General features: G+C 62.4%; 15 protein-coding genes and 3 pseudogenes. 6 read left to right on the top strand and 12 right to left on the bottom strand.

The genetic code is table 11. The features are described 5' to 3' along the window. Positions 1 to 288: 288 nt before the first annotated feature. From repC to repA, 3 genes are all read right to left on the bottom strand, one after another. Positions 289 to 1521 carry a plasmid replication protein RepC gene (gene repC / locus IVB24_RS39860; RefSeq protein WP_247774329.1) on the bottom strand — a complete coding sequence of 411 codons (1233 nt, stop codon included), beginning with the start codon at positions 1519 to 1521 and terminating at the stop codon, positions 289 to 291. Between the two features lie 263 nt (positions 1522 to 1784). Further along, positions 1785 to 2801: a plasmid partitioning protein RepB gene (repB, locus tag IVB24_RS39855; RefSeq protein WP_039800569.1), complete on the bottom strand. Its 1017-nt coding sequence runs from the start codon at positions 2799 to 2801 to the stop codon at positions 1785 to 1787. Further along, a complete protein-coding gene (repA, locus tag IVB24_RS39850) occupies positions 2801 to 4003 on the bottom strand; it encodes a plasmid partitioning protein RepA (protein WP_247384282.1) in 1203 nt (400 codons plus the stop codon). Before repA ends, repB begins: the two co-directional genes overlap by 1 nt. A gap of 1612 nt (positions 4004 to 5615) precedes the next feature. Here repA and IVB24_RS39845 point away from each other — a divergent pair. The 4 genes and pseudogenes from IVB24_RS39845 to IVB24_RS39830 all read left to right on the top strand — a co-directional run. After that, a complete protein-coding gene (locus tag IVB24_RS39845) occupies positions 5616 to 7070 on the top strand; it encodes an IS66 family transposase (RefSeq protein ID WP_247774328.1) in 1455 nt (484 codons plus the stop codon). Between the two features lie 123 nt (positions 7071 to 7193). Then, the gene (locus tag IVB24_RS39840; RefSeq protein WP_247403374.1) at positions 7194 to 7367 is read left to right on the top strand and encodes a hypothetical protein; all 174 of its coding nucleotides are present in this window, start codon (positions 7194 to 7196) and stop codon (positions 7365 to 7367) included. Between the two features lie 514 nt (positions 7368 to 7881). Further along, positions 7882 to 9060, top strand: coding sequence for an RHE_PE00001 family protein (locus tag IVB24_RS39835; RefSeq protein WP_247403451.1), 1179 nt, complete (start codon positions 7882 to 7884; stop codon positions 9058 to 9060). A 903-nt stretch (positions 9061 to 9963) separates the two neighbouring features. Next, positions 9964 to 10179, top strand: a pseudogene (locus IVB24_RS39830) (cell wall hydrolase); the annotation flags it as partial. A 189-nt stretch (positions 10180 to 10368) separates the two neighbouring features. Here the strand turns inward: IVB24_RS39830 and nadC are convergent. From nadC to nadA, 3 genes and pseudogenes are all read right to left on the bottom strand, one after another. Continuing rightward, a pseudogene (gene nadC, locus IVB24_RS39825) lies at positions 10369 to 11246 on the bottom strand (carboxylating nicotinate-nucleotide diphosphorylase). Positions 11247 to 11257: 11 nt separating this feature from the next. Further along, complete coding sequence (locus tag IVB24_RS39820) at positions 11258 to 12862, bottom strand: L-aspartate oxidase (protein ID WP_247403371.1); 1605 nt, start codon at positions 12860 to 12862, stop codon at positions 11258 to 11260. A 9-nt stretch (positions 12863 to 12871) separates the two neighbouring features. Further along, the gene (gene nadA / locus IVB24_RS39815; protein ID WP_247403367.1) at positions 12872 to 13978 is read right to left on the bottom strand and encodes a quinolinate synthase NadA; all 1107 of its coding nucleotides are present in this window, start codon (positions 13976 to 13978) and stop codon (positions 12872 to 12874) included. A 723-nt stretch (positions 13979 to 14701) separates the two neighbouring features. Here nadA and IVB24_RS39810 point away from each other — a divergent pair. After that, the gene (locus tag IVB24_RS39810; protein WP_247403363.1) at positions 14702 to 15268 is read left to right on the top strand and encodes a MarR family transcriptional regulator; all 567 of its coding nucleotides are present in this window, start codon (positions 14702 to 14704) and stop codon (positions 15266 to 15268) included. A gap of 49 nt (positions 15269 to 15317) precedes the next feature. Here IVB24_RS39810 and IVB24_RS39805 read toward each other — a convergent pair whose 3' ends face one another. Further along, the gene (locus IVB24_RS39805) at positions 15318 to 15536 is read right to left on the bottom strand and encodes a hypothetical protein (RefSeq protein WP_247367252.1); all 219 of its coding nucleotides are present in this window, start codon (positions 15534 to 15536) and stop codon (positions 15318 to 15320) included. A gap of 110 nt (positions 15537 to 15646) precedes the next feature. After that, positions 15647 to 15814: a hypothetical protein gene (locus tag IVB24_RS39800; RefSeq protein WP_018460477.1), complete on the bottom strand. Its 168-nt coding sequence runs from the start codon at positions 15812 to 15814 to the stop codon at positions 15647 to 15649. A 538-nt stretch (positions 15815 to 16352) separates the two neighbouring features. Between IVB24_RS39800 and IVB24_RS39795 the strand changes: the two genes are divergently transcribed. Beyond that, on the top strand, positions 16353 to 16625 hold the full coding sequence (locus tag IVB24_RS39795) for a hypothetical protein (RefSeq protein WP_247403360.1): 273 nt from the start codon (positions 16353 to 16355) through the stop codon (positions 16623 to 16625). Positions 16626 to 16748: 123 nt separating this feature from the next. Here the strand turns inward: IVB24_RS39795 and IVB24_RS39790 are convergent. From IVB24_RS39790 to IVB24_RS39775, 4 genes and pseudogenes are all read right to left on the bottom strand, one after another. Beyond that, positions 16749 to 16991 (bottom strand): annotated as a pseudogene (locus IVB24_RS39790) (integrase core domain-containing protein); the annotation flags it as partial. Positions 16992 to 17073: 82 nt separating this feature from the next. Further along, positions 17074 to 18447: an IS30 family transposase gene (locus IVB24_RS39785; protein ID WP_247774327.1), complete on the bottom strand. Its 1374-nt coding sequence runs from the start codon at positions 18445 to 18447 to the stop codon at positions 17074 to 17076. Then, complete coding sequence (locus tag IVB24_RS39780) at positions 18362 to 19069, bottom strand: IS3 family transposase (protein WP_247774326.1); 708 nt, start codon at positions 19067 to 19069, stop codon at positions 18362 to 18364. The genes IVB24_RS39785 and IVB24_RS39780 overlap by 86 nt, the downstream gene beginning before the upstream one ends. Next, positions 19066 to 19422 (bottom strand): helix-turn-helix domain-containing protein, encoded by a 357-nt coding sequence (locus IVB24_RS39775; RefSeq protein ID WP_247774325.1) that lies wholly within the window; start codon positions 19420 to 19422, stop codon positions 19066 to 19068. The genes IVB24_RS39780 and IVB24_RS39775 overlap by 4 nt, the downstream gene beginning before the upstream one ends. Between the last annotated feature and the right edge of the window lie 190 nt (positions 19423 to 19612).

Raw genomic sequence — 19612 nt, 5'->3', positions numbered from 1 at the left:
CCAGACGGAAATGTCTGTTGTCCCAGAACGGCGTGCTCGACCATCTCCCATCCAACGGGAGTAGTGTCCCAGGGCTCGGCCCCCGTCCGCGAACCGCGCCACCTCCATCAGCCGCTCAGCGGCGCCTCCATGACGAGGCTGGAAAAACAGAGTGAGGATTTGGGGGGAGTTTCTGCCATGACGATCTCTGCGAACAGCTTTGCGTCGACACCGCAGCAGCCGGTTGGACTGGCCTCTTCGATCCACGAGAAACGTAAGGTTTGGGCGGCGCCTCATCGCCTCATCGCCTCACGCCCGCTGCTTGTCTCGCCGGCGAGAATTGATCTGCGCCATCAGGATCGGACCAAGCGAAAATTCGCCGACCTCGGCTTTTCGCGTCAGACCGCGCAAATAACCGCCGGCGGAATTGATCGCCGTCCCGCGCTGCAGGATGCACGCGACGACAATGGCTGCGGGCACCTCGCCCATGACTTTTTGCGCCTCCTCCCAGGCGCTCGGGCTGATGCCCAGCATCGATCGCACAACGGCCGCGTTAGCGAGGAAATCGCGCCAGTTCGAAACCCCACCCTTCGCATAATCGACGATGTCGGGACACGCACTCAGGACCATTCCCAACGGATAGGCCCCCTCCCCGACTCGCGACGGTTGAGGTTTAGGCTCAGCTCCCGCCGCCCTGCCTTCTCGGAAGACAGGTTCAAGATCAATTGGGGTATCTGGATTTGAAGTCTGTATGTGGCGCTCAGGGTGGGACTCATTGGCGCTCGGATTCTTGGATTTGATGTGTTCTTCCAGAAGATTGAGCACGTCGTCGGCAAGCTGAGACAACTCGTCGGCGATCGGCTCGAGCTGCTGGCGCGTTGCCGTGCGCGGAATCTGGTCGACGATCGCGCGGAAGGCGGCGTGCACAACCTGCCAATCGGCAGGCCCCTGCCCTCCCCTTCGCGTCGGAACGGCTTCCTCGATGCCAGTTGCAATCATCTTCGCAATGTCGCGCCGGCACAGCGTGATGCGCTCTCGTACGAGCTTGAGTGCGCGGGCCTCGGCTTCGATATCGGCTGCCAGGCTCTCGAACTCCTCCGAGCGCACGACCAGCGGCGACAGATCGAAGCCGAAGGCGAGCTCGATGTCGCCGGCATTGTCCTTCCGCGCATACCGCTTGCCATTGGGACTGTCGCGCCGAACGATCAGGCCCGCGTCGACCAGCACGGAGAGGTGACGTCGCAGCGTTGACGCTGGCATGCCGTGCGCCCGCCGACTGAGTTGATGATTGGACGGGAAAACAATCAGATCGCCTGCCCCCGTCAGTGCGGTCTCGGGATGGAACGTTAAGAGCGCGTTCAAGACCGAGAGCGAGCGTTCCGACACGCCAAGGCGCGGCCGTGCCGTGCAGATGGCGTGGAAGATCTTCCACTTATGGACGATCTTTTCGGGCGGACGTTCGGTTGCGACCATCTGGCTTGCCACATGGGCAAGCGTCAGCGATCGCCGCCCAAAGGGCGTCGTTGGGGAGTGTGACTGCATGTCTTTGCCTCATGCGGGCAAAGAAAATCCGCTCACCAAAACGGTGCCGTCGCTAAAGACGCTTGACTGCGATTCGTGAAAGTGATTCTCTGTCAGTCGCCAAACGTGACGAGAGAAGGCTTTCGGACGGAGACGTTCCGGGGGCCTTTTTTCTTTTCCGCTATGCTCCTACGGTGAGAGGACGGAAACGCGGGTACGCATCGCGCCGCCCGACCGTGTGGGGTCCAGGCAGCGCCATATTCAAAGCGGCAAGACGCCCGATGTCACTCATCGGTGCCTCCATCGAGAAATGCCCGGTAGAGTTCCGGCAGCCGCGAAATAACAAAGTCTCCAAACGCAGGCGCGGCCTTTTCATCTACAGCTAGCGTGATGCGATCTGCGCGACGTTCAATCTTCACGATCTTTTTGCCTCCGTCGTCCGCCCAGGTTGTCGGCCGTGCAACTTTGGGCTTGCGGGGCGCCAGCGCGGCGATAGTTATCGCGAACCGTTCATCGGAAGTAGCGCGCACAAACCGATCGCTGGCAACGCTGTCGGCCAATACCTTTTGGTCGTGGCGGCCTACAAGCCGCTCCGCCAACTCCATCCAGCGCCGGCGGCCGGTTTTTGGCGCTGGTCCGATTGCATCGAGTAGGCTCCGGGGAAGGGCCCGCGCGACCGTGATGAGGCGGGAGAGCTCCGTCTTGTCGACGCTGAGCGCCGCCATGATGATCTCGCGCTTGAATCCACGATCCTCGAGCGCGGCGGCGTAAGTTGCCCGCTCAATAAAGGACAGATCCTCCCGCTCACCATTCTCCTTGCCTTGTGCCACCACCAGGTCTTCGTCGCTAAGGTCGCGGACCACGGCCCGCGCAGGGCGGCCAAGTTCGGCGAGCGCACGAACGCGACGATGGCCATAGGCAATCTGAAACCGGCCCGGGCTGGACGGATGCGGGCGAAGGAGGATGGGAACCAACTGCCCATTGGCGCGGATCGATTCAACGAGGGCAGAGTGCTTCTCGTCCACGCTCGTCATACGATCGGGAACGATCGAGGCGTCGATCAAATCTGGGGCGATCTCGACGACGGTTTGACCGGTGGTGAGTTGCTCGGTCAAGGCCTTGGCGGCATCGCGCTCCGCGGACAGCATCTCGAGTGAACGGCTCATGGCGCCGACCGCTCCGCGCGACCCAAGTGTTGGCTGGGTTGGTCTGCGATTGTCGCTGGGCTCACCTGACGAGGGTTCGTTGACCGCGGTCAACTTGTCATCAATGAGGTCCGCAAGCAGGTTTTTTCGACCCATTAGGCCCTCCCCCACGCAGCCTGGATGAGGCTTTGGATTTCACCATTGACGCTGTCCAGCGATTCCATCGCGCGGTCGTAGGTAGCCCGTGTGAACTGATCGCGGCTGACCTCATAGAGCGTCTGCTTCGTGATGCCCGCGTCCGAGATCGCCGTACTTTTCAGCATCATGTTCGTGACCATGCGGTCGCCAAACAGCGAGCGCATAAAGCCGACCATTTGGGCCTGCGGTCCATCGCCGGGCTCATAACGCGTGACGAGATAGCGCATCCAATCGTAATTCATGTTGCCGCCTGCTTTGGCCACGACGGCAAGGAGGTCGGATGTCATGATTAGAAATTGGCACATCGACATGACATCGAGCATTTGCGGATGCACAGGGATCAGAATTGCCGTTGCTGCGCAGAGCGCAGAAAGCGTGAGAAATCCGAGTTGAGGCGGACAATCGATCACGACAATATCGTAGCGCTCCTGAACCGTGGCGAGGGCACGGGCAACGCGGGCGAAGAACAGCGGGTCACCCGACTGGCGCGCAGCTAGCGCTTTCGGGGTTTCATGTTCGAATTCCATCAGTTCGATGTTGCCGGGAACGATGTCGAGCCCCGAAAAGTAAGTCTGCCGAATGATCTCATTCAGTTCGCGACGCGCATCGTCGTAGCGGATGGCGCCGTACAGAGTTCCGTTTTCCTCGACATCAAACTCGGGCTGATAGCCGTGCAGCGCGGAGAGCGAGGCCTGCGGATCCAGATCGATCGCGAGCACTCGATAGCCCTGTAGCGTGAGATGTTGGGCGAGATGCGCGGCGGTGGTGGTCTTACCGGACCCTCCCTTGAAATTAACGACGCCAATGACTTGCAACTGTTCGCCCGCGACGCGATACGGTCGGTATCGGCGCGCACCCTTGCCGGATTCATCGAGATAAGCACGAAGACTTTGAATATCGTCGAATGTGTACGACCTTCGACCCGATGGGCTGGTGTCCGGCTGAGGACCCCTGCCCTCCAGCGACAATTGGCGGAGGTAGCCGTCATTAATGCCGACGAGCTTAGCGACTTCGCCAGATGTAAAGCGGCGCAGATGCTTGCGTGCTTTTGGCGGGAACAGCTTCGTTCGGTGGGCGTGCAGCTTCGCCGACAGTTCCCGCGCGTCTGCCGCGATCGTGTCGTGGATCGCCTGCGGCGCGCCAGGCGTGATTGACGCCATCGCTTGTTGGTCGTTCAGGGCCACGGCTTTCTCGCGTAGTTACGAATTTCGGGTACACGGCATGCGCAAAGCGTGGCTATTACGCCCGATTCTGGCCGGTCTCGCAACAGTTAAAGGGTAAACCAATCCTTAACGGTCCGACTCGGCCCACGGGTGGTCTAAAGTTGACCGCGGTCAACTCTCAGCACGTAGCCTGCGCGGCTGCTGCGTTCCGAAGGCGCCGCCTCTTAAACAGAAGTTGACCGCGGTCAACTTACTCCAGTCGTCCCGACGCAGTTCCCACAATCGACTCGCGCTCGAACTCTAGCACCGCCCCATTCGGATCAAAATTCAGCGTTGGGCCCTGGCGCGCTCCGCTCAGCCGCAACCGAACATCCGCTGCGGGGCGCTAGACCGTGCAGACGCGAAGGATGGCAGGTCGGAAGGATGGCAGGTCGAGAGTCCCGCGACCCGTTACGAGCAAGTCGTCCAGCGCATCACCAGATGCGGGCGCTTGCGTTTGCACCGACTCGTGGCGTGCTGCCTTGGAATGGCGAGCCGACCCGGCGAGCGCTGCAGCGAGGGAAAGTGCCCTCTTTCACCGCCGGCGCGCTCCCAGCCGCCGTTCCACCCTCGAAGCATGATCATCGGCTGCGAACATGTCGCGCTCGCACAGCACGACCGCGACGTCAGCCCGCATACCGTGACGATCAAGGGCTTTGGCGGACAGTCGGCTCCCAAGCGGCTCAACACCCCGGAAGCAGTGCACCTCGCGCGGCAGGCGTTCGAGCTTGGGCACGGGGTTGAGGACCTGTTATCCCTCGCGGGTGTCCTATGCGGATCATCCGCCGTGCCATCCCGGGTTGCTTGGTCCCACGCGACTGGCGGGACTAAGACAGCAGCAGGGATGGAGGAGGGCACCGCGGCGCGACGGGCAAGAGGTAGACCGGAGCCGGTCGGGCGATCAGTGTCGCCGAAGCCGGTCTCGGCCAATCCAGTTCGGAAGGAACGGCATCTCTTCTCTTTCGCGGAACGGGCCACACCGCGGATCAACGACGGTGCAGCCCATTCCCGCTCGCAGCCGAGGGCGAATGCGGATGTGTCGGCGGAGGCTTCCAGTTTACGCTGTTCCTTGGCGCCTTCCGCCACCACCGAGGTCGCACCGCGCCGAGGGTTTGCCCGCGCGGGTCTCGCACCGGTTGTCTTGAAACCACGCAGGCGCGGGCGCGGGCCAACGAGGCTGTTGTCGCCCGGGACGGATCGAAGTCAGCTAGGACGACATCGATAGAAGCAAAGCGCCGGCGCGCCGCGTGTCCGGAGACAGAAAGGGCAGGGTAGGGGAGCGGAAAGGATGGAGGAATAGGGGAGGCGTTTATCAGCCGTTAACCATAAAGTTCCAGTCAGCACCACAAAGAGCCGCACGTCGACCTGAGCGCCCCCTTCGCTGGAATGCCAGCGGCCTTGGCGGTCCTACTAACGGGGGCCCGCTCCCGTATTCCCTGTATCGGACCCGCTTCGGACCTAGGGATGGTTGCGTCTAGAGGAGCATGCCATAGCCTTGCATATCGTAACTGCCCAGGTGGCCGTTTGTATTCTCTTGACTGACCACATGTGTTTGTGAGTCAAGGTATGGGTGACGCCGCCAAATTCCTCATTGTCTGTGGATGCCCTGCTGGCCCTGATTGGGGAGTTGCAGGAGCGCAACCTGATGTTGGAGCAGCAGAACGCATTGCTGACGGTGCGTGTGGCCGATCTGGAGCGTCGGCTTGGTCTGGATAGCTCCAATAGCAGCAAGCCGCCTTCGAGCGATGGACCGGGCCAGGCTTCTCGCCGGACACAGAGCCTGCGTGAGCGAGGGTTGAAGAAGCCCGGCGGCCAGCCCGGCCATGCAGGCAAACACTTGAAGCGGTCCGAACGGGTCGATCATACGATCATGCATCGCCCTGTCAGATGCGGGCGCTGCCGAATGGCGCTGGAGGGTGAACTGCTGGAACTTGTCGGCAGCCGTCAGGTGTTCGATCTGCCGGCGCCGGCGCCGCTGCTCGTCACGGAGCATCAGCTCTATCGTTGCAAATGCAGCGGCTGTGGCGCGGTCACGACAGGATCGTTTCCACCCGAGGTAAGGGCGCCGGCGCAATATGGCGTCCGGTTGGCCGCTGTGGTGACCTATCTGTCGGCGGGACAGTTTCTGCCTGAAGATCGGCTCGGGCAAATCCTCTCCGATCTGTTTGGCGTGACCATCTCGGCCGGCACGATCGGACAAATGATCGCCCGGGCTGCCAGCCGGACGCAGGATTTCGCTGCGGCAGTCTGCGAGCAAATCCGCCGGGCACCGGTCAAGCATTTGGATGAGACCGGGTTTTGGGTGGGCGCCACGCCGCAATGGCTGCATGTCGCGGGCACCGCCGGGATCAATGGGCTGGTGCATTATCGCGTCTCACCCAGGCGCGGCGAGGTGCTGACGCAAGCGGCGCATATCGTTGTGCACGACCATTGGACATCCTATTTTCAGATGTCCGGTGTCACGCATGCGCTGTGCAATGCGCATCACCTGCGCGAGTTGACGGCGCTGGTGGACATCGATGGCGAGGCCTGGGCCCGGCGCATGCGCGGGTTGCTCCGCTGCCTGTGCCACGAGGTCAATCTGGCGTCAGAGCATCCAACCGATCAGACAGGCGCGCTGCGTCCCAGCAGAATCCGCGCCGCCGAGCGACTTTATGACCGCATTATCCGCGCCGGTATCGCCTGGCACGAGGCGCTACCCGCGCTGCCTCGCGACATCAAGCGCGGGCGGATCAGACGGCGCACGGGCCATAATCTCCTGTTGCGCCTCAAGTTACATAAAGAGGCGGTGCTGCTGTTTCTGCACAACTCGGCGGTGCCGTTTACCAACAACGAGGCCGAGCGCGATGCTCGGATGATGAAATTGCGGCAGAAGATCTCTGCCGGCTTCCGCACCTCACAAGGCGCAGACAATTTCGCCACGCTTCGCACCCTGATCGGTACCGCTCGAAAGCGCGGATGGAACATGCTCGAAACATTGTCCCGATGCCCCACACAACTCATCCACAAACTCAGCGTCGCCTAACCGAGCAAACGGACCTGGGCAGTTACTGCATATCGAGAATTCACAGACCGAGGCGATGGCGCGGGAATTGACGGTGGTGGAAAAAGGTCCGCTCACCCGAACAGTGCACCGGCACGCGCTCATGTGCTCGAGATCGAGCCGACGTCGTTTTTCCTCGACCGCGGCGACCAGTTCTGCCCGGATCTGCGCCAAAGGGGGCAACTCCTCGGCGGACAGCCCACCAAACGATTTCGCGACGGTCTGTATGAGGAGCTATTCATCGGCGCATCGCCCTTCATCGCGCTCATCAGCGACTGAGACGAGGCACGCGAGCTTTGGGCTCGCCTGCAGGAAATCGGAACGCGTCTGACGTCGCCGCAGGCCGTGGGGAGCGGTTGCCGTGGCGCCGGTACTAATCTTCGGGCAGCGCCACCGCGGAGGTGCTCGAAGATCAGCTAGCTGATGCTCTTGCCGCAGTCCCGGTGCAGCCTGAGACGGCACGGCTCGCTCGATGCCCTTGTGCCTTGGGCAAGGGCGGTCCGGCGAGCGCCAATTTCCGGGGCGTGTTTTTACCTACGCTTCACCTTGCGTTCCGCGTAGCCCGATTTTGGAGGGCGGCGCAACAAATGCTTTGCCGGGCAGGGCACAGTCACCAGGAAGGTGCGGCTGGTCCGGAATAGGGCAGGGGGTTGGCACGAGGGGCGATTTGTGGTTGATCTGACGCTTGGCGCTGGTGATTTACAGCGCTGCGCGTGCTGATCGCACTGCGGCGCCACCCTACCGATAAGGCGTGCTTATCGATAGCGAGAGGAGAGCGGGAACAGGCCTCGCTGTGACGGAACATAAAGGTGTATTAGGTTCCGTTTCGCCGTTTCCTCTTAAGGTTATCAAGGCCTTGTCTTCCGGCTACAAAATCGCCGATCCACTGCCTTGGGCTCAGCTCGCGGGGCCGCTTGCCGCGGCCGAGGATGCTGTCGCCCGCCTCGACGAGCGACTGGCCAAAAGCGCAATCCGTGACGGCGCGATCAGCCGAATGCACTTCGCCGACGCTTGCGCCACTCTGTGGCTTGATGGCGAACTTGTCCACCTCGATGACCTCGTGCTTCACGACGCCGGCATGGACATCCGCGCCCCTACACACGAGCTGACCCGGGCTCACGCCGTGCTGCGCGCCCGTCGGCGCATTGCCGACGCAAAGCCCAATTGGGCGCTGTCGGTTTCCGGACTGGCTGACCTTCGGGGCCGGGGTGAGCGAGAAGAGGTTGAGGAACGCCTCGGGCTCAACGAGGACGCAGAGCGGGACGCGGTGGGTGTCGACGGACCGCTTGGCGTCATGAACACCGATCTCCATCTAGCCGCCGCCTTCGCCGCGGTCGACGCCGCCAACGCCAAGGCGGAGCGCAGACTTGCCGACGAGCTTCGGTCGTGGCCAGAGCGGGACTCGCTTGTCTACGATCCGGACTGGGACGAGGACGGCCGCATCGATGACTGGCGCGCCGTCGTCGATGCGACCCGCAATTTGCCGCCGACTCTGGCGGCTGCAATCGCCGCGGATGCTTGGGACGCGATTGAACCACTCGAGCACACGCCTTGGCTAGGGTGCCTGCTCGCAGCTAGCGTGTTGCGCGACCGCGGCAAGACACGCTGCTATCTGTTATGCCTGCATGGCGGGCTGAAAAGCATCTCGCGTGAGCGTCGGCGGGCACGCGACGTCGCAGCGCGGCTGGTTGTGCAGCTCGAGGCGATGACGGCCGCCGCCGAGGCCGGCCTAAAGGACCACGACCGCTGGCTGATGACCAGAAACCTCCTCGCCCGAAAACTCGCCGGCCGGCGCGCCACTTCAAAACTGCCGGCGCTCCTCGACTACGTGCTGACCCGGCCGATCGTCTCGGCCGGCATGATCGCGGCGGAGCTTGGGATCACGCCCCGTGCGGCCCAAAACCTTGTCGCCGAACTCGACCTTCGCGAGACCACGGGCCGGGGACGCTATCGCGCGTGGGGCATCCTGTAGAGCGCGAGCCGCAAGCAACGTGAATTCCGTGCAAAGAGCGTAATGGGCGAGCATTCGTGCGCCGCAGAACATCAGTGAGGCAGCACGGAGAACGGGATCCCACAACGCGTCGATGGATCGCCGCTGCCGCAGGTATTGAAAGAGTTGACGCGGATCCACACGCTGCTCGAGAAGCACTAGCGCGACATGCAGGACACCGAGTTTACGGTTGAGCAGGCAAGCTATAGATGCTTCGGACCCGCGGCGGCACATGCCGACTTCGTGGTGCTTCTTCGAGATCATGAAGGGCCTGCCGGTCACGATCGGGCTTCCGGGTACCCTTCATAAATTCCTGGCGAACACCGATGCGAGGTCGAGGGAGTGGCCGCACGACAATGGTGAGACAGTGGGAAACACAGCGAGTCCCTTATGATACGGGCGTGCAGGGCTTCTCACCACTCACGTTGACCGGATGTTTATCGTTACCATGAGCGGCGTTTACCAGTGCACGCGGTCGCTGCGTGGAACCACCTGTGTTCGCTTGCGTGCGCTGCACGCGCAACGTCGATTAACGCCCCAGCAACCTAAATTAGATACTCACGAGAAGACTCGAATCGCACGGATGTACTGCGGTTCGATTTTTCTGGCGTAAGCGTAGCGTGCGCGTAGCGACTTGTGTGTTTGCGTACCCGTCCGAAGGGCGCGCGGTTCGCGTCCTTCGGCACTGGTCGAGACCGGCAGTAGCACACCGCCTCTTCGCTGGCGCCTCAGCCGTTCGCGCGCCGCCGCTCGCAATCCCAATCGGTTCCAGGCCCGCGACGCTGCGCGCTCGCTGACGATTCAGCCGCTCGAACCGCTGAAGCAGGAAGCAGGCGGAAGCGCGCCAGAAACTCTGGAAGGCGATGCTGGTGGCCAGATCCGGCGCCCGAGATCGGCAAGTCGACGCACTACCACGCGTAGTGGGTGCGTCCGTCCTGGGTGGCCGAGATGAAGAAGATGACACGAGCGCCGTCCACACCTTCTACCGGCCTTGCGCCTGGGGCGACGGCAGCGAGGAACCAAACTGGGGCATCCCGCGCAGACCGCCGCACTCCCCCCGAACTCGCCGAGGAAGCGAAGAGCTCGGCCGAGATGGCGTGAGCGAACCGGGTAACCTTTCTTACGTCTCCCCGCTTGCGGGGAGACGTAAGATCGCTCTTGCGATGCGGGCGAGGGGGTGCAGGTCTTTCGACAGTCGAATACGTGGAGAGATGCCCCTCACCCCAGTCCTCTCGGCGCGAGCAAATCTCGTTGCGGCCCCGTAGGAACGGGGAGAGGGAGAAGACCTCCTCACGCCTCGATATCCAGCGCGCAGTCGAAATTCGGCGCCGAATGCGTCAGTGCGCCGGCTGAGGCGTAGTCCACGCCGGTCGCCGCGATGGCTGCGATCGAGTCCAGGGTGACACCGCCGGATGCCTCCAGTTTGAGGCGTCCCTCGTTGAGCCTCACGGCTTCGCGCAGCGTCGCAATGTCCATGTTGTCGAGCAGCACGGCGTCGGCAAGGCCGGTGTCGAGCACCTCGCGCAATTGCGTGAGCGTGTCGACCTCGATCTCGATCTTGACGAGATGGCCGGCATGGGCGCGGGCGCGCGCCAGCACGGGGCGGATGCCGCCGGCGACCGCGATGTGGTTGTCCTTGATCAGGATCGCGTCGTCGAGCCCGAAACGGTGATTGAAGCCGCCGCCGCAGCGTGCCGCGTATTTCTCCAAGGCGCGCAGCCCCGGCGTGGTCTTTCGCGTGCAGCAGATTCTCATCCGGGTGCCCTCGGTGCGCGCGACATAGTCCGCCGTGAGCGTCGCGACGCCCGACAGGGGCCGACGAAGTTGAGCGCGGTCCGCTCCGCCGTGAGAATGGCACGCGCCGGGCCTGAGATCGTCAGCACCTGCTGCCCGCGGGCGACGCGCGCGGCGTCGCGAACATGTGCGCGTATCTCGATGTCGGGCGAAAGCTTTTGCAAGGTGGCGAGCGCCAGTGGCAAGCCGGCGATCACGCCGGACTGCCGCGCGACCAGGATTGCTTGCGCCTTTGTTGCTTCGGGGATCGTCGCATGTGAGGTGATGTCGCCGGCGCGGCCGAGATCCTCATCGAGCGCGCGGTGCACGGCCTCGTCGAGCGCGAGCGGGGAGAGGAAGGCGTCGGGATAGAGCAGAGAGGTCGGCGTGATCATGGCAGACTCCGTCAGGCGATCATGGGTTCCGCGGTGCGCGGTGTCGGGCATTCGCTCAGGCTGTTCGCGACCTCGCGCACCGCTGCGAGCGTCGTCATCGTGCGTTGCGCGAGTGCGGGCACGTCCGCGGAATGGTCGGAGCGGAAATGCGCGCCGCGGCTCTCGCGCCGGTTCCAGGCCGACGCCGCCACGAGCAGGGCGGCCGTTGCCATGTTGCGGACCGCGATGCTCGCGGCCTCGCGTTCGAGCGCGGCGAAGCTGCGGACCGCTTCCGCGAGCCCGTCACCATCGCGGATCACGCCGACATGCGCGCTCATCAGCGTCCGCAGCCGCGTCACGGCCGCCGCATCCGGTGGACCGCCGCCCGGCGTCACCACGTCCGAAAGACGGGCGGGCGAGGGAATCGCGCGGCCGGCGATGTCCTCGGCAACGCGCGCGGCATAGACCACGGCCTCCAACAGCGAATTCGAGGCGAGGCGGTTGGCGCCATGTGCACCGGTGCACGACACCTCGCCGCAGGCCCAGAGCCCGTCGATCGAGCTGCGGCCGCGCGCATCCACCGCGATGCCGCCCATGTGGTAATGCGCGGCCGGCGCGATCGGGACGGCCTGCGTGGCGGGATCGATGCCGGCGGCAATGCAGCTGGCATGCACGGTCGGAAACGTTTCTGCAAAGCGTGCACCCAGCGCCTTCCGCGCATCCAGGTAGGCGCCGCGCCCGGCGGCGATCTCGGCGAATACGCCGCGGGCCACGATGTCGCGCGGCGCGAGCTCGGCGAGCGGATGGCGCGCCGTCATGAAACGCTCGCCACGGCCGTTGATCAGCGTCGCGCCTTCGCCGCGCAGCGCTTCCGTGGCGAGCGGCGCCGGATCACGGCCGGCCATGATTGCGGTGGGATGGAACTGCACGAATTCAGGATCGGCGATGTCAGCGCCGGCGCGCGCCGCGATCGCAAGGCCAGATCCGCTCGCCTCGCACGGATTGGTGGTGACGGCATAGAGATGGCCGATACCGCCAGTGGCGAGCACCACCGTACGCACGGGGAGCAGGATCGGCTCTGCGGCAAAATTGCCGGCTGCGCGCAATTGAAGGCCGGTGACGGCGCCGTCCTCGGTCAACAGCGCTTCGGCGATAAACCCTTCGATCAAGCGGATCGACGGCGTGCGACGCACCGCCTCGCTCAAGGCCGCGATGATCGCGGCGCCTGCGCCATCGCCGCGCACATGCACGATGCGCCGGGCCGAATGTGCGGCTTCGCGCCCGACGGCGAGCCTGCCTTCGAGATCGCGGTCGAATGGCACGCCATAGGCAAGCAGATCGTGGATTCGTGGCGCGGCCTCGCGCGCGATTCCGAGCGCTACCGCTTCATCGACGATGCCGGCGCCAACGGAGATCGTGTCCGCGGCGTGCGCTTCCGGCGTATCGCCTTCGGCCATTGCCGCCGCGATGCCGCCTTGCGCCCATGCGGACGATGCGCCCTGGCCGAGCGGCGCAGCCGAGATCAATGTCACGGGCCGCGGCGCGAGCTTGAGCGCGCAGAACAATCCGGCAAGGCCGCCGCCGACGATGACCACATCGTCGGCGGCGCCGGTGAGATCGTGGATGTTGTCTTGCATGGTCTGCTCTCAATTCCCCAGATTGATCATCCGCTCGACAGATCGCCGCGCGCGGTTTGCAAGGGCGGGATCGATCGTCACTTCCTCGCCGAGCGTCAACAGGCTCTCCAGAATGTTGGCTAGCGTGATGCGCTTCATGTGCGGGCAGATGTTGCAGGGGCGCAGCATTTCGACGTCAGGCAGCTCGGCCCGCACATTGTCGGCCATCGAGCATTCCGTGATCATCACCAGCCGCCGTGGCCGCCGCTCGCGCACCCAGTTGATCATGTGCGCGGTCGAACCCGTAAAGTCGGCCTCGGCCAGCACGTCAGGTGGGCATTCGGGATGAGCGATGATCTGCACGGAGGGGTCGGCCTCGCGGTAGCTGCGCAGCTCGGCCCCGGTGAAGCGCTCGTGCACCTCGCAGGCGCCCTTCCAGGCGATGATCTTCACGTCGGTCTTCGAGGCCACGTAAGTGGCGAGATAGCGGTCGGGCAGGAAGATCACGCTCGGCACGCCGAGGCTCTCGACCACCTGCACCGCGTTCGACGAGGTGCAGCAGATATCGACCTCGGCCTTCACCTCCGCGGAGGTGTTGACATAGGCAACGACAGGCACGCCGGGAAATTTTTCGCGAAGCAGGCGAACGTCGGCGCCGGTGATGCTGGCCGCGAGCGAGCAGCCGGCGCGGGTATCGGGGATCAGCACCGTCTTGTCCGGATTGAGCAGTTTTGACGTCTCCGCCATGAAGTGCACGCCGCACTGGACGATGATGCCGGCCTTCACCCTGGTGGCTTCGACCGCGAGCTGAAGCGAATCGCCGCCGATGTCGGCGACGCAGTGGAAGATCTCCGGCGCCTGGTAATTGTGGGCGAGGATCACTGCGCCCCGCGCCCGTTTCAGCTCGTTGATCGCCTTGATCGTCGGCGCCAGCAGCGGCCATTCGATCGGCGGGATCACATGTTTCACGCGCTCGTAAAGCGGCGCGGTGGCGCGCTCGACCTCCGGCGTCCATTGCAGCGACGGCATCGGCAATGCGGGCCTCGAGCCCGCTGGGACGGAACGCGGCGCAGCGGTGGTTTGGCCCTGCGGCCGGTTGGCAAAGTCGTCGGGGCCGTAAAGTCCAGAGATCGGCATGAAGCCTCCAGCACATATTAAATAAGCTCAATTTGAGTACATATGGAGCCTGAGAAACCCGGCCAGAGGCCGGGTTCGATTTCAGCAGCGCTCAAATATGCTCAATGAGTAAATTAGACCAGGACAACTAACACTACTCCAAGAGCTCCACGTTTGAATTTTTGGATCTCGACTGAACATGTAAGGGGCGACCAGGCTGCAAAGTGTGAAGTCGCATAACCCGTCGAGTAACACGCGCTCGTGGACGGCAACTGCGACCGAGACGCGACAGCGCAATGCGCTTGAATCCCGCGTTCAGGCCATCAATTTCGATGAATTTCACCGCAGCGCCTGTGCGAGGTTGCGCCCCAAAGCTGCTCAGTATGGAAGCCGTTTCGAAGCCGTTGCCCGGGATCCGGCAACAGACCTTCGAATTGGCGCTATCGAAGCGGGCGAAACGCCGCGCCGCTGCGCGAGATTACGGATCGAGATCTTCCTTTGAACGTGCATTTCGGTGAGATTACTAGCATTGGCAACTCAGCTAGGCGCGGCCGCCAACCGCTGGCCGAGATTCTCGTCGAAAAGCCAATAATCCGAATCACTCGTAATCGTTCTTAAATCGTGGGCGCAGTTGAGCGCGTGATGCTTGCACAGGATCGGGGCAACGAGCAGAGATCCTCTGTTGAAACCTTGTCAGTGCGAACGAGCTCTGAGGATCGGGCCTAACATCCGGTGGCGCCGCATTTGACCAAGCCAGCAACGCAAGTCGGGAACGACTCTGCTGACACTCAGCTGCTGGTGCGGCGATTAACGTTGGAGGTCCGATCCCTCAACATCTGTCTGGAGGATTTTCTTCAAGTCCGGGCCAAAGCACTCGGCATCACTGGACCACAATTGACAATCTTGATGGCAGTGACAGACCTAACGAGCGAGGGGGATGTTGCAGTCAGCACGATGGCAAAATTGCTGAAAGTTGACCCGTCCTTCATTACAATAAATTCCAAGGCGCTGGAGAAGGCCGGATTTCTGCGGCGCAAGCCCTGTATCAGGGATGGTCGGGTCGTCCACATGTCACTGACCGACAAGGCTTGTAAGCGCCTCGCGAACGTCGCTGCACAACAGAAGGAACTCGATCAATTTGTGTTCGGTGAGCTTGGCGTTGAGGAATTGACCAAACTGTCCAGCCGATTTGCAGCGCTCAGGCGACGGCTGGACGGTGCTCGTTTAAAAGCCGCCATGGATATTGGCGCGGTGACAACCCGAGGCAGGGGACGACTTCAGTCGACGAAGGGAAGCTCGTTGGATCGCTGATGGTTGCCTGGAATGCGAGGGTATCACGCACGTCCAGGCACCGTCATCATCAAGCGCCCATCGGCTCATCGCATTGCAATTCCGCCTCAGCGTTCGACGAGCGCCGATCTATCAGGTGCTCGGGTCCAACAGTTTTTTGCGACAACACGGTCACATCCGCTTCGTGAGACGTTGCAGCAGCAAGTAAGGGCGAACCTAACTGGCTCATGTCAAAGTCAATGAGCAGATTTGCCATCCCGGCCCATACGATGGTCGATCCTGGGCTCATGCCGCTTTTCTGGAAGTCCCGATCAAGATAGATTCGGTATGCGGCCCGAGCTCTACGCGTGGGGCGCAGAGTTCTGGACTGGCTTGACTCATCGCACGCGAACTTGGTTTCTAAGCGTCTCGGTGCGGCATATCAAAGCGCTTGCAGCTGGTGACGAACGCCTTTTTCGCCTCGGCATTCTCAAAGCAAAAATGTGCCCCCTCATCGGCGCGCTCAATCGACCAGTCGATTTTGGCAGCCCGTGCAATGCGCGATGCCTCTTCGCGCAAGACATCCAATTGCCTCCCATGGGCCCGAACGATCACACAATCTGGCATTTAGAACCCTCGCTAACCCGAATGTCCAGTTCACGATGTACGGCCGGGCTCACAGCGCCATTCATCCAGACCATGGCTCTTGCAGTCCTCGTGATATAGCTGACCTCGTCGAGGCAACACCATTACGCGCTTTGATGCAAGCCACGCCGAAACAGGTCCGGACCGATTGCACATAATTGGAAACAAGGCGGCAGTGATCTCTTCCGGACGCCTCCCCCCTTTCGAGCAAACCCGGATCGCCCCGCGTTAAGGTTTCTGAACGGCAAAACTATGAAGAGAGACGTTTTGTGTGTAGGATCGCTCGCACCGGGGCTGGACCGCATTTTTTCACGATAGGCATTTTGAACCCGGGAAGGCCGCCGGCAATATTGTCGGCGGCCTTTTTCAGCAATAACACGATTTGGGACTGGCCTACATGCGACGGCTTCGGTGCTTATCGCCGCAGCTCAGATTATTATGAATTAGCTGGCCAGCACAGCAGTGCCGCATGGGGGCGTTAATGCACGATTGGAAGAACGAACTTGACGCACTGGTCGCTGAAACGATGGCATTCACCAAATCGCTGAAGCTAGAGATCCAGCTGCCCCGGTCTCTGCCGAAGGAAGCCGTCGAGCGGGGTGACCTCAGCGCGTCAGAGTATGACAGCAGCGAACGCGAAGAGATCAAGAAGCGGGTCGAGAGCTTCAAAGCGCACCAAGAGCACTTCACGCGTGAGCGCGAGGAATATGCCAATTCCCAGCTGCGCCGGATCAGGCCGATCACGAGAGCCTAGACGAGCTTGAGCCCGCCGAAGCTTCCCTGCACGCTCAGCGGCACAAATTGAGGTGACAGTAGTGGACTGCACCCCTGGAATGAGACACGGTAATTGCGGTGACAGCGCGGTTGCCATGATGCGTTATCGTGCCTTGTTTTGCGCGAAGGCGGTTTCGAACTCAAGCGGCGATTGGTATCCGAGCGCCGAGTGCAGCCGGTCCTTGTTGTAGACCTCTGCAATAAAGCCATCGATGCGGCGGCGGGCGTCGCTGATGTCGGCGAAGGCCTTGCCGTTGATCTCTTCGGTCTTCAGCGTCTTCATGAAGCTCTCGGCCTTGGCGTTGTCGAAGGGATTGCCCGGCCTGCTCATGCTGATGGTGATGTCGCGATCGGCCAGTCGTTGGCGATAGGCGATGGAGGCGTATTGGGCGGATTCAAACGGTCGTCGCAACACCAATTGTTTTCACTCATGACAGTAATTCGTCAAGCGCTTCTGCCGGCGTTTTCCAGCCCAGTGTCTTTCTCGGTCGGGCATTGAGGGCCGCTGCTACAGCGGATATCTCGTCGGCGCTGTGGATGCTCAGGTCTGTGCCTTTCGGAAAGTACTGCCGCAGCAACCCGTTGGTGTTCTCGTTAGTGCCGCGCTGCCAAGGGCTTTGCGGGTCGCAGAAGTAGACCTGGATACCCGCATCGATCTTGAGGCGGTCGTGCTGAGCCATTTCGGCTCCTTGATCCCAAGTCAGCGTGCGACGTAGTTCTTCGGGCAAAGTGATGATGGTGCGCGAGATCGCGTCACGCACGGCTTCCGCCCCGTGTCCCGCAAGCGCAGGTCCGTTCTTCTTGCGCGGAGCTTCGCCATGACCCGCCAACCGGGGAAGGTGCAATAGCATTGTGAAACGCGTCGTGCGTTCGACCAACGTGCCGATCGCCGAGCTGCCAAGACCGAGGATGAGGTCTCCCTCCCAATGTCCCGGCACGGCTCGATCGGCCGCTTCAGCGGGGCGCTCACTGATCATGATCTCCGGCGAGACAAAGCCCTTGCCCCGCCTGCGTACGCGCCCCCTGGGCACGCGCAACACGCGGCCGGTTCGCAAGCAGGCGGTCAGTTCGCTGCGTAGTATACCGCGGCCCTGAACGAAGAGAGCCTGATAGATGGCTTCGTGGCTGATGCGCATCGTCTTGTCGTCCGGGAAGTCGATCGGCAAGCGTCGGGCAATCTGCTCAGGGCTCCATGCTTTGGCCCATCGTCGATCCTTTCGCCGGCCGTGCCGGCGGCCGTTCCACCGAACGGTGGGTCCAGCAATACAAGCTCCGCTCGGGGCTACGACCCTGCCGGCGAGTCTCTCCTCCACATAAGTCCGCAAGGCTGCGTTGGGCGCAAGCTTGGTCGGCTTGGGCCGGCGGGCAGATCGGTCTGCATGCCATTGGGCAGTTGTTGCCCGATAATCCAACCCGCCGCCGCGGGTGGCCGCGTTCCGCCGCAGTTCACGGGAGACCGTCGAAGCAGCCCGCCCCAAGCGGCGCCCAATCTCCCGTATGGAATGGCCCTGCACCTTTAGAAGGGCGATTTCCTCGCGTTCAGCCAATGAAAGGTAGCGCCCGGAGAGAGGCTTGGCCGAAGATCTGAACATCGATGGTGGCATGCCGCCTGCCTTTCGGAACAATCTGCTTCCGACAGGTTGCGATAATCCGGCCTCAAACGCAGCATCTTCGCTGCTCTGCCCTGTGGCAATCGCCTTCCAAAATCTATTCTGTTCATCGCGTCCTGCAGCAGAAGGCCGGCCTGGCGATGGCAATGGCGCTCGTCCTGACCGCCCCGAACGTCGACTTACAACTTTCATCGCAACCTCCAACTTCAGGGTGTTGCGACGACCGTTTGAATCCGCCTTGCACGCCGCGATCGGAGTGATGAATCAAGCTGCCGGGTTGCGGCTTTCGAGCACCAAGGGCTGTATCCAGCGCGGCGATGTCGAGCGAGGCGTCGAGCGTGTTCTCCAAAGCCCAGCCGACGGCCTTGCGCGAGAAGGCGTCGAGAATGACGGCAAGATAGACGAAGGCTCTGGCGAGATGCACATAGGTGATATCGGCGACCCAGATTTGATCCGGCGCTGACGGCACCAGGCCACGCACCAGATTGGGCACGATGAGAAAGGCCGAGGGCCGATCGGCAGGTGGCTTCAGGAACGGCGCCTTGCGCTGGGCCAGCAGATTGTCCTCGCGCATAAGCCGCTGAACCTTCTTGGCATTCACCACCATGCCCTGCCGCCGGAGGGTCGCGGTCACCCGCCTGTAGCCATAGAAGCGGTGCTTGAGGCAAATGCGCTGGATCAAGTCCCGCAACTCGCACTCACCTGCCTCATCGGCGCGTCCGGCCAAGTGTCGGTAATAGGTCGCGCGCGGCAGCCCCGCGAGCCTGCACAGGCGCTGCACATCGGCATGCGAACCGGCTGCTTCCAGCGTCATGGCTTCGATGACTTCGATGATGCGGATACGGTTTTGCCTTGCGCTGCCGGCCGCTCCAAGGCGCGCAAGGCTTTTCGAAAAAAATCGATGTCCATCTGCTGGCGACCCACCAGCCGTTCAAGCTCGGCGATGCGCACGTTCGCCTGGGCAAGTGCAGAGCGCTTCGTCTCCTCCGCCTGCAGCGGCTTGAGCTTGCGGGGGCCAGGCTTCGACCCGGGCTTGCGGTTCAACCCTTCAGGCCCGTGGGCCTTCCACGCCTTGATCCAGTCATGCAGGATCTTGCGAGGTATCCCGAGCTTGCGGGCCACAGGCAGAACGCCTTCGCCTCCCTCGGCACGCTTGATCGCCTTCAATTTGTACGCCGTCGGAAACCGACGGTTCTTTCCTCTTGCTGCCACAGGTCATCCTCGAAATGAGCCTGTCACCGCAATTACCGTGTCTCATTCCAGGGGTGCAGTCCAGTAGTGCGGCGATTTGTGCTTGATAAGCGCGCGGGTTTGCGGCTGTCCCAAATCGGCATATTGCCGTGCGCGGAGTTCTCAA

The organism is Bradyrhizobium sp. 192, assembly GCF_023100965.1.
Taxonomy (GTDB): Bacteria; Pseudomonadota; Alphaproteobacteria; order Rhizobiales; family Xanthobacteraceae; genus Bradyrhizobium; species Bradyrhizobium symbiodeficiens.
The sequence above is the reverse complement of the archived record's forward strand: the minus strand, read 5'-3'. Positions and strand labels throughout refer to the sequence as shown.